General features: G+C 41.4%; 19 protein-coding genes and 3 tRNA genes. 10 read left to right on the forward strand and 12 right to left on the reverse strand.

Annotated features, from left to right (window positions below):
* Positions 1 to 361 precede the first annotated feature (361 nt).
* Entirely contained in the window at positions 362 to 1462 is a 1101-nt protein-coding gene (locus tag AC3WVG_RS05205; protein WP_488797115.1) for a glycosyltransferase family 4 protein, read from the reverse strand.
* A gap of 113 nt (positions 1463 to 1575) precedes the next feature.
* Here AC3WVG_RS05205 and AC3WVG_RS05210 point away from each other — a divergent pair, with 113 nt between their 5' ends.
* Complete coding sequence (locus AC3WVG_RS05210; protein ID WP_488797116.1) at positions 1576 to 2376, forward strand: glycosyltransferase family 2 protein; 801 nt, start codon at positions 1576 to 1578, stop codon at positions 2374 to 2376.
* On the opposite strand, the gene AC3WVG_RS05215 is transcribed toward AC3WVG_RS05210, so the two are convergent.
* The 7 genes from AC3WVG_RS05215 to AC3WVG_RS05245 form a co-directional block, all read right to left on the reverse strand.
* A complete protein-coding gene (locus AC3WVG_RS05215) occupies positions 2351 to 2731 on the reverse strand; it encodes a molybdenum cofactor biosynthesis protein MoaE (protein ID WP_488797117.1) in 381 nt (126 codons plus the stop codon). The two genes, AC3WVG_RS05210 and AC3WVG_RS05215, sit on opposite strands and share 26 nt — an antisense overlap.
* 90 nt (positions 2732 to 2821) lie before the next feature.
* Positions 2822 to 3139 carry a TusE/DsrC/DsvC family sulfur relay protein gene (locus tag AC3WVG_RS05220; RefSeq protein WP_488797118.1) on the reverse strand — a complete coding sequence of 106 codons (318 nt, stop codon included), beginning with the start codon at positions 3137 to 3139 and terminating at the stop codon, positions 2822 to 2824.
* Between the two features lie 249 nt (positions 3140 to 3388).
* Entirely contained in the window at positions 3389 to 5128 is a 1740-nt protein-coding gene (locus AC3WVG_RS05225) for a YcaO-like family protein (RefSeq protein WP_488797119.1), read from the reverse strand.
* Positions 5129 to 5162: 34 nt separating this feature from the next.
* A complete protein-coding gene (locus AC3WVG_RS05230; protein ID WP_488797120.1) occupies positions 5163 to 5933 on the reverse strand; it encodes a class I SAM-dependent methyltransferase in 771 nt (256 codons plus the stop codon).
* A 107-nt stretch (positions 5934 to 6040) separates the two neighbouring features.
* A tRNA-Gly gene (locus AC3WVG_RS05235) sits at positions 6041 to 6115 on the reverse strand.
* A gap of 115 nt (positions 6116 to 6230) precedes the next feature.
* Positions 6231 to 6305, reverse strand: a tRNA-Cys gene (locus tag AC3WVG_RS05240).
* 31 nt (positions 6306 to 6336) lie between these two features.
* Positions 6337 to 6411 (reverse strand) — tRNA-Gly (locus AC3WVG_RS05245).
* Between the two features lie 171 nt (positions 6412 to 6582).
* Between AC3WVG_RS05245 and dksA the strand changes: the two genes are divergently transcribed.
* The 4 genes from dksA to AC3WVG_RS05265 are packed head-to-tail and all read left to right on the forward strand — an operon-like array spanning position 6583 to position 9321.
* Positions 6583 to 6945, forward strand: coding sequence for an RNA polymerase-binding protein DksA (gene dksA / locus AC3WVG_RS05250; protein ID WP_488797121.1), 363 nt, complete (start codon positions 6583 to 6585; stop codon positions 6943 to 6945).
* A 15-nt stretch (positions 6946 to 6960) separates the two neighbouring features.
* On the forward strand, positions 6961 to 8454 hold the full coding sequence (locus AC3WVG_RS05255) for an NFACT RNA binding domain-containing protein (protein ID WP_488797122.1): 1494 nt from the start codon (positions 6961 to 6963) through the stop codon (positions 8452 to 8454).
* Positions 8455 to 8484: 30 nt separating this feature from the next.
* Positions 8485 to 8841 carry a hypothetical protein gene (locus tag AC3WVG_RS05260; RefSeq protein WP_488797123.1) on the forward strand — a complete coding sequence of 119 codons (357 nt, stop codon included), beginning with the start codon at positions 8485 to 8487 and terminating at the stop codon, positions 8839 to 8841.
* A gap of 45 nt (positions 8842 to 8886) precedes the next feature.
* Positions 8887 to 9321: an iron-sulfur cluster assembly scaffold protein gene (locus AC3WVG_RS05265; RefSeq protein WP_488797124.1), complete on the forward strand. Its 435-nt coding sequence runs from the start codon at positions 8887 to 8889 to the stop codon at positions 9319 to 9321.
* A 453-nt stretch (positions 9322 to 9774) separates the two neighbouring features.
* On the opposite strand, the gene AC3WVG_RS05270 is transcribed toward AC3WVG_RS05265, so the two are convergent.
* The 3 genes from AC3WVG_RS05270 to AC3WVG_RS05280 form a co-directional block, all read right to left on the reverse strand.
* Positions 9775 to 10086 carry a hypothetical protein gene (locus AC3WVG_RS05270; RefSeq protein ID WP_488797125.1) on the reverse strand — a complete coding sequence of 104 codons (312 nt, stop codon included), beginning with the start codon at positions 10084 to 10086 and terminating at the stop codon, positions 9775 to 9777.
* A 98-nt stretch (positions 10087 to 10184) separates the two neighbouring features.
* The gene (locus AC3WVG_RS05275; protein WP_488797126.1) at positions 10185 to 10958 is read right to left on the reverse strand and encodes a lysophospholipid acyltransferase family protein; all 774 of its coding nucleotides are present in this window, start codon (positions 10956 to 10958) and stop codon (positions 10185 to 10187) included.
* A 9-nt stretch (positions 10959 to 10967) separates the two neighbouring features.
* Positions 10968 to 11399 carry a hypothetical protein gene (locus tag AC3WVG_RS05280; RefSeq protein ID WP_488797127.1) on the reverse strand — a complete coding sequence of 144 codons (432 nt, stop codon included), beginning with the start codon at positions 11397 to 11399 and terminating at the stop codon, positions 10968 to 10970.
* A gap of 695 nt (positions 11400 to 12094) precedes the next feature.
* Between AC3WVG_RS05280 and rsfS the strand changes: the two genes are divergently transcribed.
* The 3 genes from rsfS to AC3WVG_RS05295 all read left to right on the forward strand — a co-directional run bounded on the left by rsfS (position 12095) and on the right by AC3WVG_RS05295 (position 14690).
* On the forward strand, positions 12095 to 12508 hold the full coding sequence (rsfS, locus tag AC3WVG_RS05285; RefSeq protein WP_488797128.1) for a ribosome silencing factor: 414 nt from the start codon (positions 12095 to 12097) through the stop codon (positions 12506 to 12508).
* Positions 12501 to 14033, forward strand: coding sequence for a 2,3-bisphosphoglycerate-independent phosphoglycerate mutase (gene gpmI, locus AC3WVG_RS05290; protein WP_488797129.1), 1533 nt, complete (start codon positions 12501 to 12503; stop codon positions 14031 to 14033). Before rsfS ends, gpmI begins: the two co-directional genes overlap by 8 nt.
* Positions 14034 to 14447: 414 nt before the next feature.
* Positions 14448 to 14690, forward strand: coding sequence for a hypothetical protein (locus AC3WVG_RS05295; RefSeq protein WP_252380178.1), 243 nt, complete (start codon positions 14448 to 14450; stop codon positions 14688 to 14690).
* 8 nt (positions 14691 to 14698) lie between these two features.
* On the opposite strand, the gene rfaD is transcribed toward AC3WVG_RS05295, so the two are convergent.
* Positions 14699 to 15670 (reverse strand): ADP-glyceromanno-heptose 6-epimerase, encoded by a 972-nt coding sequence (gene rfaD, locus AC3WVG_RS05300; protein ID WP_488797130.1) that lies wholly within the window; start codon positions 15668 to 15670, stop codon positions 14699 to 14701.
* Between the two features lie 292 nt (positions 15671 to 15962).
* On the opposite strand from rfaD, the gene cutA reads away from it, so the two are divergent.
* Together cutA and AC3WVG_RS05310 are read left to right on the forward strand one after the other, a co-directional pair.
* Positions 15963 to 16280, forward strand: a complete 318-nt coding sequence (cutA, locus tag AC3WVG_RS05305; protein ID WP_488797131.1) for a divalent-cation tolerance protein CutA — start codon at positions 15963 to 15965, stop codon at positions 16278 to 16280.
* A 47-nt stretch (positions 16281 to 16327) separates the two neighbouring features.
* The coding region (locus tag AC3WVG_RS05310) for a glycosyltransferase family 2 protein (protein ID WP_488797132.1) at positions 16328 to 16655 on the forward strand (328 nt) is incomplete at its 3' end.

Here is a 16655-nt window from a genome sequence, read left to right on the forward strand (position 1 = left end):
TGGTGAAATATGGTGTCTTAATTTCTCAACTTTTTTTTCACTGACTTTTTTGAGTCTGTGGGCAAACCATATTTTGACTACCAGATAGAAAGGCCTGGTTTTTTGAATGCATTGCAAAGGGCTGGGTAAGACATCTTGGCAAAGCTTGCGGATAAGCAGAGCATCGGGGTGACAAAGTTTAATATCTGGGACTATTTGCCATAACTGTCGACAATAAAAGGAATATTCATTATATCCTAAATGACCCATTATGCTCTGCCCGCAAGCAAGCTATAGATGGGTCCAGGCATTTGCACCAGCATGAAAGAAATCAGGATCGAAAAAAATTATGAAAAGTTGCCCTCTTAAGTAAGGTTTGGCCTCAGACTCTTTTATAAACATTTAATGTTGCCTGCAGGAAATCCTGGCTGGTGAGATTAGACATTGTCTTCCGGGCTGTCTTTTTTAGTTGGGTATAAAAATTGTGATCAAAAAAGGCTTTATAGATTAATCTTGCCAACTCTTCTGGATCGCCAGGGGGAACTAGAGCCTCTGATGGCAATAAATCGGGCATAACTCCTACCCGAGTACTGATTAAAGGAACCTGACAGGCCATGATTTCCAGGGCAGCCCTGGCGATCGCTTCGGACCATAATGACGAAACAACCCCTAAATCCAATGCCAGAATATAGTCACGGACGTTTTTTGCTCGTCCAGTGATGTGGGTAATGTTTTCAATCTTATATTCCCTGAGCCAATCTTTGATCTGGTTTTCGGGCAGTGCAGAAGAAAATCCTATCAAGAATAGCCTTATGTTTTCAATTTTCTTTGTGTGATATAAACTTGCAACTGCCTGAATCAGCTCTTTTTGCCCTTTAACCCGGTCAAAGCGTCCCAGAAGCCCAACTACAAAATGTTCGTTGCTAAACCCTAGTTCATTGCGTATTTTGTCTTTGACTGTGGCATCAAAAAAGAATTTTTTTTCATCAACCCCGCCGGGTATTAGATAGAGTTTGTCTGCTGGGATTTTAAACTCTCGCCTGAAATGGTTAAACATAAATGAGTTAGTGGTAATTACAGCCTGACACAAACTCTTATGCAGCCAAATATTGACAGGATTTTTTTTGGGCAGCCTTTGATCGCCCCTGGTGCGAACCAGCGAAAAGTTTTTTAGCCTTCTTTGCAATAAAGCCCAGAGAATAAATGCTTCTCCGCGATGACAATTGACAATATCCGGTTTAAATTTAATGATTAATTTTTTTAGCTCGTTATATAAGCTAATAAATTTTATCGGATTTTTTGTGTTTAAATCTATACATTTTGTTTCAAGCCCCCACTTAAGGCTCTTATGATAGGGCTCTGTATCTTTTAAGGTCAGAATCAAAACATCATGGCCGGCCGTCTGAAGCAGTTTGCCTAAGAAAAGCCCATACCAGGCAGTGGCATTAAACCAGCGAACATTAATAACCTGGATTATTTTCATTTTGAGTTTATTTAGTCCTTTATTGAGTTCATTTGGTTTAATGGGTTTGTTAAGAGTTAGTTTGGATATTTTTAAACCAAAAAAACTTAAAATTTATTTCCATGTTGATTTCAGTGATCATACCCACTTTTAACCGTAGCCGATATATTGTGGATGCCGTAAATTCTGTGCTTAATCAGACCTGGAAAAAACTGGAGCTGATCGTGGTGGATGATGGCTCAAATGATCAGACCAGGGTCTTGTTAGAAAAGATTAAGGATAAAAGGTTCCATTATTTTTATCAAGAAAATAAAGGTGTGTCGTCTGCGCGTAATTTTGGTCTTAAAAAGGCCAGGGGGGACTTTCTGGCCTTACTTGATTCTGATGATTATTGGTTGCCGGAAAAGCTTTCTAGGCAGCTTAAGTTTATGCTCGAAGGAGGTTTTCACATTTCTCAGACTCAGGAAATTTGGATGAGGCGGGGCAAGAGAGTAAATCCTATGTCTAAGCATACTCAACCTGGGGGATGGTTTTTTGAAAAATCCCTGCATTTATGCTTAATTAGTCCCTCTTGTGTTCTTTTTTCCAGAAAAGTCGTGGAGGAAGTTGGTTTTTTTGATGAGAGGCTTACCGCATGTGAAGATTATGATCTCTGGCTTCGAACCCAGCTCAAATTCCCTGTAGCCCTGGTCCCCTATCCCCTGGTAATCAGAAGGGGCGGACATTGTGATCAATTGTCCAGGAAAATAATAGGGCTGGATCTTTATCGCATTTATTCCCTTTTAAAATTGCGCACTTCCCCAATGGATAAGGATAAAAAGGAGGCTCTGGAAAGGGTATTAGAACAAAAGGTCAGCATCTACATCTCTGGTTGTCTGAAAAGGGGTAAGATCGAGGAGGCCGAAAGGGTTAAGGAGTTGTGGACCGAGAATTGATAACTTCTTTTTTAGAAATAGCCTCTTTTTTCACCTTATCTAAAACTTCTGCCAATACGGGCTTGACATGCTCCCGGATATCACCGGCCACAATTATAAATAGTAGGTCGTCACCCGGCTTCAAAGTTCCTTTTTTAGCTTCAATGATAATTTTGTATATGCCTGGTTTTTGTTCAAATTCTTTTCTGATCTCTTCGATTTTTTCAAAGTCAGGCGTTACCTCTATGGCTTGGACTTGGGCTTTGTCTTTTCTGGACCAGGCTCGAACAACACCATTATGGACGAGGATCATGCCCACATTTTGAGTAAAAAGGGGCTCTTTTTTCATTTCAGCAATTTTTTTGGATATATCCATGCTGATCCTTCCTTGTTTGGGAGTCGTAAGAGATTAGATAAAAAAAGCGGACCCAAAGGCCCGCTTTTTTCTTTTCTTAATAGAGAATAATTATACACAACCAGTTGGCTTGGGCAGTCCAGCCATTTTACAGGCTCCCTTACCAGGTCCAGATGGGAAGAGCTCATAGATCTGTTTCAGCTTGTAACCTGTAACCTTAGACAGGATACGAACCATAGGAGCGATACCATTTTTCTTGTAGTAATCTTGCAAGAAGTCGATAACTTTTTGATGGTCTTCGGTGATCTCTTTGATACCTTCGCTTTCCTTTACATATTCTACCCACTCTGGACACCAGTCTTCAAATCTTTGCAGGAAACCGTCTTCATCTACTTCGAACTTTTTTCCTTTGTACTCTACAACTGCCATACTGACTACCTCCTTAAAAATAGATTTAAAAAAAATAAAACTCAAAAGACACTGACAAAGTCAGCAACCATTAAATCCCAACCTTGGGGATTTTACCATATAATATTTTCAATGCAAACTCCTTATTCCTTAAATGGGAGAAAGGATTTTTGTCAATGCCTTTTTAACTTGCTTGGACTTTAAAAAGAGCAATCGATTGTAATTATTGAAAAAAATCAGAAACAAAATTTTAAAAAATATTTATAATTTTTAACTTAAATCTAATAATTCATTTAACTGTTTGTTTGCGAAGTCAAGGTTTGGTTCTAGTTTTAAAGCTTCGCCCAAGAGTTCTATGGCCTTTTCTTTTTGGCCCAAAAATTTGTAGCAGAGTCCAAGATTGGCTAAGTCTACAGCAGAGCCCTGGTCGAGGTTTAGGGCTTCCTGAAAGTTTTTGGCTGCTTGTTCAAACTCCTTTCGCTTGAAAAGGGCAACGCCTCGCAGGTTATAATATTCTTTTACATCAGGACTAAGGGCTATGGCTCGGTCCAGGTGAGGCAAAGCCTCTGACCATCGACCTGCCTGGGTCAGGGTATAAGCGTAGTAAAATGCAGCCAGCCCTTTTTCTTCGTTGCCCGGCTGTAGAGGTTCAGACTTGGCAAAATGATCAGCTGCGAGTTCGAGTTTATTAAGCCGTAAAAAAGCGAGTCCCTTAAAAAAGGGTATGAAATAGCTTTGCGGATATATTTCTGCCAGAGTGTCTAATTTTTTAAGGGCCAGTTGTGGTTCTTCTTCCTCAGCAATGATTCGTCCTACAAAAAGGCCTAGAGATGCGTTTTTGGTTCGCTCCCTGAAACGAAAGCCAGGGATTATATTATAATGCGTTGCAATGCCGAGTTCCGACTGGGAGGTTGAAATGGAATAGAGGCGAAAACCTAACGAGGCTAGTTCTTTACACAATTTTTTGAGTTCTAAATAAATGTCGTCGTCTTCTAAACTAGGAAGTTTATCAAGAGCGATTTTGTCTCCCTGCGTAAGCCAGTGGATTTGGTCCAGGCTGGTGAATTTAGACAAACCAGAAGCTTCATAATTACTCCCTGATTCGAAGTCTCCGGCCAGTTGAGCTATTTCTGTCAAGGCTCTAATAGCCGCCTTGTGGGGTGAGGTTGCTGTGCCCGCGGTAAAGACGATTTCACTGGAAGCCGGAAAGGTCTTCGGGTCATAAGCCACGGCCCCTACGGTTGGGGCTGGCATGTCCAGGGAAAAGTCTTTGAGCCAGACTTTAATCCCTTGTTTTTTAAATTTTAAATAGAGTTCTTTTAAAATAGGATCAGAAAATGTGTCTGGATCAATAGTTGGTCTGATGAGACGCTGTTCATCGATTATGGCACAGGTATGGCGTTCGATTAATTCGCACGCTCCTTGTAAAATGGATTCTTCCGCTGTGTTGCCTGCTGAGGAGCCATTAAATTCATTTAATTTTTTAAACCAATCAAAGGGCAGGTAACACTCTTCTTCCGTATCTATGTCAGTGGCTGAGGTAAATTTCCACTGGACAAGATCCAGTATCTGCCTAGCATTAGAAGGAGGCATTTGTTCCTGAACAGAGTGCAAGATTTCTTGCACAGGCAATAATTTGGACCCTAATGATTTTTCTGCTTCAGACCAGGTTAGGAAATGAAATCTTTTTTCATCTTGAACAAAGTTAAAAAAGCTAAAGCGTTCGACAAGTTCCATTAAAGCGGAGGCTTGGGCCTGAGCAGGTGAGGCACCTTTGCCCATTTGTTTTCGTGTGGGCATTATCCCCCGGGCTTTGGGGCCGCAGATGCTCATATATACAGGAATGCCCAGTCGTCCGGTATCTATGCGTTTGAGTTCAGCCAGGATTTCTTGTCCCCAGTTAGCCAGGACTTCTTTGACCTTAGCTACTGTATGTTCGGGCGGAGTAGCTTTGTCCAAATCTTTAGAATAACCTTTAGGGCAAGGTTTAAGAATGATTTTTGAGTTCATAGCTGAGTTTGTCAGGTTGAGTTATTAGAGTTACTTAGTTTTTGTTCTTAGACCTTGGACCTTCGGAAATGTACCTGGGATGCAGCCGGTAAATAGTGCATAAAAAGCGTTCTTCGCCTTGGGAGTCGGTCTCGCTTTCTTGGCGATAGCCTATGGTCTTTTCTGCTATTTTAAAGTCCTTAGGGGCAAGACGAAAGAATTTTTTGGCTGCCCTACGATAATCTTTAGCAAGTATTACTTCGGCGTGGGGAGTTGTTTTTAGATGGGCCGAAAAGAATTTGATCAACGGTCTGTAGCTTTCCTCTTGGTATAAGACTTCCGAGCCGAGGATATAGTCAAATTTTTGGTTTAGGCGGTCTTTGGTGAAATCAACTTTGGCCACTTTGGCTTTGTGTTCCAGATTGTTTTTCAATATATTAATCTTAGTAAACAACAAAGCATCATCGCTATAGTCTGAAATGATAACATCAAAGCCTTTCAATGCCGCAAAAAGTCCGCATAAACCAATGCCGGCCCCGATTTCCAAAAGTGTCTTTTGGGTAGTTGGTGGTTGCATGGAGTTGATAAAATAACTGAGAAGAATAGATGCTGGCCAGATTTTGGCCCAAAAGGGAAGTTCTATTTTTTGACCAGGTCTGGCTTCGTTGACCAACTTGTCAATATACTGGTCCATTTCCGCGATTTGAAGTATTTCTAAGGTGTGTTCACCTACTTTGACAGGCTCAAAATAGGTTTTGAATTTAGAGTTGGCTATTCTAAGAAGCTCTTCCAGTGAGTTTTCTAGTGGATATTTAATCTTAGACAAGAAGCTCTCCAAGTATTTTATTTTCGCTTGGGCTCATAATTTTTTTTGTCTCCTGGGTCAACACGGAACTGACAAAAAAAAACCCGCCATAGGCGGGATGACTTCTCTGGAGCGGGAGACGGGATTTGAACCCGCGACTTCAACCTTGGCAAGGTTGCACTCTACCACTGAGTTACTCCCGCGTATTTTTTGAAGATAAGAAGTTGGGAAGATAGGTAGTTAGGAGAATCCGTAGTTGCAATTTCAATCATACTCTCCAAACTTCTCACTTTCTGTTCTTCTCATCTTCTTTTTTTCTGGAGGCGGCATCCGGATTTGAACCGGAGAATGGCGGTTTTGCAGACCGCTGCCTTACCACTTGGCTATGCCGCCTATTTCTGTAAAATTTTTGCTTAATCCGCTCTGGAGCGGGAGACGGGATTTGAACCCGCGACTTCAACCTTGGCAAGGTTGCACTCTACCACTGAGTTACTCCCGCTCAAGCAGAACAGCTAAATATACAAGGCTTTTTAAGCTGTCAAGAAAAAATTGTATTTTTATATCCTCAAATTTGATACGGTTTTGATAAAGTTTTTGTCAGCTCTTTACTTTTTATACCTTATAAGTTATCCGCCCAACCATAATATTAGAATTAATAGGAGGGTAAGATATGCAGCCGGCTGACATTGAATATTTCCGGGACTTGTTAAAAAAGATGCGCGATGAGATTCAAAAAAAAGGCGAGGATACCATTGAAGATATGACTGAAGATGTACAGGTCTATGCTGACCCGGCGGACAGGGCTACAGCCGAATCCGATAGAGCCTTTACTCTGCGTTTAAGGGACAGGGATCGTAAATTGATTCGTAAGATTAATGAAGCCCTAGAGCGTATAGAGGATGGAAGCTTTGGTATTTGTGAAGAGTGTGGTGAAGAGATCGGTATCCCCAGGCTCAAGGCCCGACCTGTAACAACTCTATGTATAAAATGTAAAAGCAGGCAGGAGGAAGAAGAGGCCCTTTTGGGCGATTAGGGGTCTGTATAACAAATGGAGGCCAATTTTTTTCGTTTTGTAGCCGATGAACTCAAAGAAAAGATTTCTGGATCGCGTATTGGAAAGATTTTTTCACCTACACGCGAACTATGGAGTATAGATTTAGGTCGAGGTGGTTATTTGATTTTACGATCCTCCCGCAAGGGAGGGTTTTTTTTTCTTTCTCCTCAGAAGCCTGAAAATCCTTTAAATCCTTCAGCCAAAGTCATGTGGCTGCGAAAGCAGCTAAAAAACAGGCGTATTTTAAAAGTAAAGAATATCTGGACTAAAAGAAGGTTATATTTAGAGCTGTCCCCCGGGCCGTTTAAGTATTTACTCTTGGATCTTTGTCAGGGGTTGGAGCTTGTTCAAGAAGTATATGATGATGAAAAAGATGAAAATGTTTATTGGCCTTCGTTAGAGGAAATTTTTAGCCGTAAGGATATATGGAAAGAATACCCACAGCTCTCTCCGCCTCTTAGAAAAATTCTTGCCCAGCTGGATCCGGAGGAAAGTAAAAAATTATATGCTCGGATCAGGTCCGGGCAGGTGAACGAATTTTATCTCCATCACAGAGATGGTCAAAATTTAAATGTACTTTGCTGGAGGCTTAAAGATACTCCTGCTGTAAGTTTTAGTTCAGCTTCAGAAGCTGCCTACGTTTTTGGTTTCCCCAGAGTAAGTGAACTTGTGAATCAGGTTTTTGAAAAGCAAAAGGAGATCCGGAATAAAATAAAAAGAATCAGCAGAAGGTTGGAAAAGCTTGAGCAGGACGAGCAAAGGCTTAAGAATATGGTCGCGGAGAAACAAAAAGCTCTCCTTATTCAGGCCAATTTATACCGCCTTGAAGCCCGGGCCAAGGAAAAGCAGGTTTCTGTTATTGACATGGAAGGTAAGAGAATATCATTAAGTCTGGACTCAAGTTTGAGCATCAAAGAAAACATGGAGAGAATTTTTGCCAGGGCAGCCAAAGGAGAGCGGGGACTTAAATTTATTGAACAGCGCAGGAGACAATTGATTCAAGAACTTGACGAGGTTCAAAAGATTGGTGGTCAGAAGATAGAAAAAAAGAAGAAAGAAGAAGTTAAGCCCATTGTCTTATCCAGAAAGTTACAAAAATTAAAAGTCTGTGTTTATCGATCGTCTGAAGGTTTTATTATTTTGCGTGGAAAGAATAAAGAGGCCAACCACAAGCTTTTAAGTTTTGGAGCCAGTTCTTTTGACCTTTGGTTTCATGCACAGGATGGGCCTGGGGCGCACGTCATTTTAAAGCGCGACTATCAAGATCAGGAGGTTCCAGAAAAAAGCATCCTGGAAGCTGCTGCTTTGGCTGGTTTGTTCAGTTATCAAAAAGATGCCGGACAGGCCAGGGTAATCTGTGCCCTGGTTAAAGATGTGCGAAAAGTAAAAGGATTTGATCTCGGTCAGGTAGTGGTTGATAAGGTTTTAAGGACTATAGTCGTGCCTCTAGATCCGGGCCTTGAAGATAGGCTAAAAGTTGATGTCTGAAAGAAGAAATTAGAATGAAGGAGGAGGTTGATGTTAAATAAAGCCAACACCGTGTTTTTTATAATTTTTGTCCTAGCGTTAATAGGCTGTACTCAGGAAGCCCAGAACAGGCTGTCTAGATCCATTCAAAATTGGACGGGGACTGATGGGGTACTTGATATCTATGCCGGGGATAAGTTGGTCAAGCGGTTTATTAAAATTGATAAATTGTCCACAGCTTATGGTACCTCTGATCGTAAACCCAGATCTTATCGCTATGGCTATGGATATTTAGACAAAAATTTTAATCTCAAAGTGGACCCTGGAGAGAAGAAAGTCTATTTTGAGATAAGTGATTATGCAACCATGTATGTTTTTTATGAAAATCCCGAACGCGATAAACCTTAGGGCGTCACTTCAATACTTAATTTTGAAATCAAATAAGGAGGACGAATGTCTACTAATCTGGATGAGTTTTTAGATCAGTTACAGGAAGAGATATACGTTAAAACAGAAAAAGATTACGGCCCATATGTTCTGGAGCGCTGGAAGAATCCTAAATATGTTGGAGTGATGGACAACCCTACAACCTCAGCCAAGCTGAAGGGAAGCTGTGGGGACAGTATGGAGATTTTTTTACGCATTGAAAACGATGTAGTAAAAGAAGCTTCTTTTTTTACCGATGGTTGTGGGCCGAGTCTGGTTTGTGGCTCTGTGGCCTGCGAAATAGCTCTTGGTAGGTCTCTGGAGGAGGCGGCCTCCATCTCTGGGGAGGAGATTTTAGAGAGGTTAGGAGGACTACCCGAGGATAAAGAACATTGTGCTCACTTGGCAGCCACTACCTTGCAGGAGGCTGTCCATAATTTTATGCTTAAAAACAAAAACTAAAAGCATTCCCCTGAAGGGGGTTGCTTTTAGTTTTGGCCGGATTATTTACATATAATTTGTCCGGCCAACATTTAGAGAGTCTGTAGAGCCTGTGGTCGAACCTTTTTATCAACTTAATTTCCAAGGTTTATTTCAGTCTTGGTTTCTTTCATGCTGGTACCAAAGACTTGGACCCAACTACCCCAGTTGAATACTGGCAAAGCCAGCCCCGCTTGCTGGATTTAACGGGGTAAAAGGCTTGCTAGCGGACAGAGCATAATGGGATACTTTGGGCAAACAAATATTCTTTTATTATTTATAGTTATGGTAAATAGCTTCAGGTACTTTGCTTTGTCACCCCGATGCTCTGTCTTTCCGCAAGCTTCACCAAGATGGGTTACCCAAGCCGTTTGTAATGCATTTCAGAAACCAAGACTTTCAATCAGTGGTTAAAATAGGGTTTGGCCACAGACTCTAGAGCTTTTTCCAATTTGTCTTTGCCAGCTGGCCCTTATCGTATTCTCCCAGGTTATAGAGTCTAATTTTATTACTCCGGGGGAATTCTTTTTTGAGCAGGGTTTTTAAGAGTTTTTTTAACTTGCTTAAACCAACCACAAACTCTTCCTGAAAATATCCGTTTTCAATAATCAGGTACTCATCCTCTTCCTTTTTGACGATAACGACCGAGCGGTTGCGTTTATAGGTACGCAGGTCAATACAGTGCCCTATGGGCAGTTTTTTTAGTTTTTCTAGGACGGTCGGGACAATAGCTGTTTTGTCGATCATATAAAGAGTTGGAGTTGGACAGTATGTAAGGCTTCAATCTGTCATAGTCATATTATTAAAGAAGGAAACATCATCATGCATTACTTGTTGCCAGGATTTCAAGACCATTTACGTAAGTTTTCAGAAATGAAAGCTATAATTTCTTGATGCGTATTTTTACCGTTTCCTTTTACTTCTAAGGGCGGACCAAAGGTGAAGTAGACTGTCTTTTGAGGAGAGATGGGGCCAAAGTCTTTTATCCATTTGCCTATTCCCCAGGCATCGGTTTTTAAAGCAACAGGGATTATAGGCACCTGGGCTTTTCTGGCCAGCTTTACCCCAATGGTATTAAATTTTTTGGGATCGAATGCCGTAGTTCTGGTAGTTTGAGGAAAAATAAATATAGAGATACCTTTTTTTAGTCTTTCTATTCCACCCTGTATGACTGCTTTAAAATCTTCTCTGGGATTTTCTCTGGTGACTGTGATTGGATCACGGCTTATCATGATATGTTTAAAAACAGGCATTTCAACTAAATTTTTTTTGACTACAAAGGTTATGGGACGGTGGGGCTGGACAATACAGGGGAGGACAAAAGTCTCCAGAGTACTCATATGGTTAGCCACAAACACGCAGGGTTTATCCAGGTTTATAAAATGTTTTTTGCCCGTGATCACAAATTTAGCCCCGGTGTCTTCTAAAGAAGTGACTATCTTTAGACTGCTTTTGACCCATTCGTCATCCGAGTAAAGGCCTTTTTGTGCTAGTTTGGCTGCCTTGAGAACTATTTTTATGGTTTGAAAATAAAAGTAGAGATTAGGGAAATTTTTAGCCAATAGTCGGCCTTTTTTGTCAGGGGTAATATAATTGTCTGTTTTGGCAATGATTTCCATAGTTTTTGATTAATGTTTGTTTTTGTTAAAGTTGAGATAATATTTAAAGCTGGATAGAAAAAGCCCAAGGCCGATAGTCAGATATATGATGGCCAGGAATGGTTTGGGGAAAACCGAGTGACGCAAAATAAAACCGAGCAAGATCATAAATAGAATGAGAAAGTAGCTTTTTACAGATTGAAATCCAAAGATGCAGGCCGATTCAGGTTTAGTGTTAATGCGAGAGATATTTTTAGATACTAGTTTCTGAAAACCAGGCCGGGCAAGATTTACGCCCGAGACAGCGCCAATCAGGGCCAAAAAAATGGCTTTGTAAGAAGGTAAAGGAAGAAGCCAGCTACATGCAGTTATGATAAGCATAAGTCCGACAATGGTCCACATACTCCCGGCCAATAAGTATAGTAGGCGACGTTTAACCTTAGGATAGAGTTTTCTTAACATTTGTCTGTCCATACATAATATTTGTGGCTTACAATTCGAGACTTCTGCAAAAGTGTGGGGGTATTCCGGTCCGTTCTTCCTTTTGGCTGTGGTTGCTCGGGAACAACTAGTTTCATTTAGGCGTCCATGGAGGACTTTCGCAAAAGTGTCGAATTTGTGTTTTTTGTGGTTAGAGTTTATGGGGTTGCCGCATCCATAATGTCTGGATTGCTCAGATTTTGGTTTGCGCTACAAATAATAATGGATTAAGTCAAAGAAGTTCTTAGTTGATAATCAGAACAAATTCAATATCTATAGAGTCTGTGGCCAAACCTTACTTAAGAGGACAAGTTTTAATAATTTTTTCAATCCTGATTTCTTTCATGCTGGTGCAAATGTCTGGACCCATCTACCCCAGTTGAATGCTGGCAAAGCCAGCCCCGCTTCGCTGGATTCAACGGGGTAAAAGGCTTGCTTGCGGCAGAGCATAATGGGACATATAGGATAAATGAATATTCTTTTATTATCGATAGTTATGGCAGATAATACCAGATATTTAGCTTTGTAGTCCCGATGCTCTGCTAATCCGCAAGCTTCGCCAAGATGAGTTACCCAGCCCTTTGCAATACATTCAAGAAACCAGTATTTTCAATCTAGGTAGTCAAAATGGGGTTTGGCCACAGACTCAATAAATGATGCATGGGAGAGAAAAGATAATGTCTGATAAGGATGTGAAAAAAAAATTAGCGGCAATGCCGGTTTTAGACAAATTAAAAATCGTTGGTAACTGGTTGCATGAAAAGAAAGGACAACAGATTTTAGGATTAGATGTACGTGAAATCTCTAATGTTTTTGAAGGCGTGCTTATTGTCACCGCTCAGAATGTGCGCCATGCCCAGGCCTTGGCAGACTATGTTCTGGAAAAGGTCGGAGAGAATAAGTGGGAATATATGGGTATGGAGGGATATAAAGGTGGGGACTGGATTCTTTTGGATTTAAACGATGTTATAGTGCACATATTCCTGGCAGATACACGCCAGTTTTATAATTTAGAGGGTTTCTGGGCCAGAGGGAAAGAGGTCGATCTAAATCTGGACGAGGATCAGCCGGAAGAGGATGAAAATGAATAAGTTGTCTCCAATACTTCTTTTGATTCTGGATGGCTGGGGAATTGCCCCGGAAGGGCCGGGCAATGCCATCTCATTGGCCAATACACCTAATATGGATAAACTTTTGAAAAATTTTGCTCATACAAGCCTCAAGTGTTCAGGTGAAAGTGTTGGCTTGCCGCCAGGACAGATGGGTAATTCCGAGGTGGGCCATTTAAACATTGGGGCAGGCAGGGTTGTTTACCAGGATATCGTGCGTATAAACCTGGCCATCCAGGATGGGAGCATAAAGGAAAACAAGGTTTTAAACCAACTACTGGCAAAAATAAAAGACGGCGGCAGGTTGCACTTGATGGGTTTGCTCTCGGACGGGGGTGTGCACAGTCTCCAGGAACACCTGCATAGCCTTATTGCGCTTGCTAAAGAAAAGGGCGTCAGCCAAGTATTTATCCATTGTTTTTTAGATGGCCGGGATACCCCTCCTACAAGCGGAATAACCTATGTGCAAAAGCTTAAAAGTTATTTGCAAGAGATCGGAGTAGGGGAGATTGCCACTATTAGCGGGCGTTACTTTGCCATGGACCGGGATAGACGCTGGGACAGGGTTAAGCTGGCTTATGATGCGTTGACACTTGGGCAGGGGAAGGTGGCGAGCGATCCTGTTGTGGCGGTTAGTGATGCTTATGCTGCTGGCGAGACAGATGAGTTTGTAAGGCCCATTGTGTTAATGGACGATGATAAACCAGTCGCTACCCTGCAAGATGGTGACGGGGTCATCTTTTTTAATTTTCGGGCCGACCGGGCAAGGGAGCTTTGTCAGGCGCTTTTTGATCCGCACTTTAAAGAGTTCGAGCGTAAAATTTGGCCTCGGCTTTATGTAGTCACCATGACTGAATATGATAAGGACTTTGGTCTGCCGGTTATTTTCCCCCCGGAAAAGCTGGACAATATTCTGGGGCAGGTGGTGTCTGAAAAGGGCCTCAGGCAACTTCGCATTGCTGAGACAGAAAAATATGCCCATGTGACCTATTTTTTTAATGGAGGGGAAGAGGAGCCTTTTCCCGGGGAAGACAGAATATTGATTCCTTCTCCTCGTGAAGTTGCCACTTATGATCTGAAGCCCGAAATGAGTGTTTATGAAGTGACAGATGTTTTATGCTCAAAAATAAGGGTCAGGGAATATGATCTTTATGTGTGTAACTTTGCCAACCTGGATATGGTTGGTCATACTGGGGTCATTCCGGCAGCAATTAAGGCGTGTGAAGCTGTGGATGAGTGTGTGGGACGGGTTGTTGAAAGCATGCAAAAGGTAGGCGGAACCATTTTGCTCACGGCAGACCATGGTAATGCAGATGATATGTTGGATGAAGATGGAAAACCAAAGACCGCCCATAGTTTAAATCCTGTACCTCTTGTCTTAATAAGTGAAAACAAAAAAGACATTTATTTGCGGCAACGTGGGATTCTGGCTGATATTGCCCCGACTATCCTTGATTTGTGGTCTATTCCTAAACCTAAGGAGATGACAGGTAAGAGCTTGATTTAAAATATGTTAGACGGAGCTGTTCCTGCCTTCAGCGGGAACAGCTCCGTTCCTCAATAGAGCTTGTGGTCGAACCTTTTTATCAACTTAATTTCTATGGTTTATTCTAGTCTTGGTTTCTTTCATGCTGGTACAAAGTCTTGGACCCATCTAAAACTTGCTTGCGGGCAGAGCATAATGGGATATTTTGGGTAAACAAAAGTTTATTTAATTATCGATAGTTATGGTCAATGTCGCAAAATATTTAGCTCATTCATCCCGATGCTCTGCTTATCCACAAGCTTCGTTAAGATTGGGTTACCCAAGCCGTTTGTAATGCATTACAGAAACCAAGACTTTCAATCAGCGGTCAAAATGATGTTTGGCCACAGACTCAATAGGAGGATAATCATCCAAAGGCGATGAAATAAGGAGAGAATGATGCGAGAAAAAAAGTTTATACCACCGGTTAAGCCTGTGGGGTTGGAGATAATTTTTCTTTATCCATGTCCTTATTGCGGACGCAATGTTCCTTTGCTTGGCCCCACAGAGCCATCCATGGGCCAGTGTGATGCCTGCCACAAGCAGTTCCCTCTGGCTCCAGTGGATAAAAAGAGCGTTTTGTTTATCAAAACAATCCTGGATAATGGCCGGGCTGCAGTAGATCCTGACTTTTTGTAGCCGACGAGTTAACGCAAATATGGGTCGTTTTGGCTTAGATAGTTTTGGACATAGTCTTTGGCAGCTTCTTCCAGAGACATAAAACTACAGGGGCAGCCTGCTACTTTCAGTTTGTCCATTCGAGCCTGGGTGAAATATTGGTATTTATCCCTTATGTTCTCGGGCATTTCAATGTATTCGATACTTGGTTCTCGGTGCATGGCCTCAAACACTGCGCGCGCCAGTTCGTTCCATGAGCGGGCTTTTCCTGTGCCGAGGTTGAAGATTCCGTTTATCTCATTATGTTCCAAAAACCAGGCCATAACCTGCACGCAATCCTTGACATAGATAAAATCCCTTTTTTGCTCCCCATGACCGTATTCGGGACGATAAGATTTAAATAGCTTGAGTTTCCCGGTATCCTTTATCTGGGAATAGGCCTTGGCGATGACGCTTTTCATATCGCCTTTGTGATATTCATTTGGACCAAAGACGTTAAAGAATTTCAGGCCTACTATTTTGTCTAAAAGTTCTTTTTTTTGGGCCCAGAGATCAAAAAGGTGTTTGGAATAGCCATACATGTTTAAGGGCCGTAAATTTGTTAGGCCAGCGTGGTCGTCATCAAAGCCGAGCGTGCCATCTCCATAAGTGGCCGCACTGCTAGCGTAGATAAAACGGGCGTTGTTTTCCAGACAATACCTGGCCAGTTTTTGGGTATAGTGAAAATTGTTCTCCATTAAATAATCTGCATCTGGTTCCGTGGTCGATGAACAAGCCCCCATATGGATTATGGCTGTAATAGCCGGGAGCTTGTTTTTTAATAGCAGGTCTAAGAATTTGTCTTTATGTTCATAATCTAAGTATTTTAAGTTGACCAGGTTTTTCCACTTTTCTGTCCGACCCAGGTTGTCAACAATTAGAATACGATCGATACCCATCTGGTTTAATTGCCAAACAAAGGCACTACCAATAAACCCGGCTCCACCCGTAACTATATACATATTCTCTCCTTTTGGTTGAGGTGTTAATTTAAAAGCTACTTATTTTGCTTTGGGCAAAAGAGCAAGTTTTGATTGAGGGGGGATGGGATGGCTAGTGAGGAGGGCGGAAGATGAGAGATGAGGGTGATGTGAAGTTTGGTTGACGGTACAAAATTTGCTAGGTTTATTTAAGCTTGTTAAATAGTTTTTTTGCAGACATGGCATTTTTTAATTTATAGAAGTACACTTGGTATCTTGTTTTAGTTATTTAGCAACTTAATATGACGATAATAAAATTTTGAGGGGAAGAAAAATGGGACATGTTTTTGTCTATATTACAGCCAAAGATTTGGCCGAAGCAGAAAAAATTGGTCAAGTTTTAGTCGGAGAGAGGTTGGCAGCTTGCGTGAATATTTTGGACGGGATGTTGTCTATGTATTGGTGGCAGGGTCAGTTGGAAAAGAGTAAAGAGGTTGTAATTATTGCCAAGACTAGAGAAGAGTTAAAAGAGAGCCTGCTTGAAAGAGTCAAGGAAATTCATAGTTATGACTGTCCTTGTGTTGTATTTTTACCTGTACAAGGTGGGAACAAAGAGTTTTTAGACTGGATTAATGCTGAGACCAAGGAATAAATTGCCTAGTTAAATTGTAGGGATGCTGACTATACTTCAGGCTAGTTATGCAAGAAAATAAAGTTAACTACGCGTTTTCAATAATTATTCCTGTTTATAATCAATGGGAACTGACTAAAAATTGCCTTGTTAGTTTGAAGCAATATACGCCAGGAGAAAATTTTGAAGTTATAGTTGTGGACAATGGGTCAAGTGATGATACAAATACATATTGTCCTGTGCTTGGGCAGAATCTTTTCGGGCAGCAATTTAAATACTTAAGACTTGAGAAAAATATAAACTTTGGACCGGCCTGTAATTTGGGCGCTAAAAACGCTCTGGGTGATTTTTTATTTTTTTTAAATAATGATACTTTGGTGACAGAAAATTGGCTGC

This window comes from Desulfovulcanus sp. (assembly GCF_982781345.1).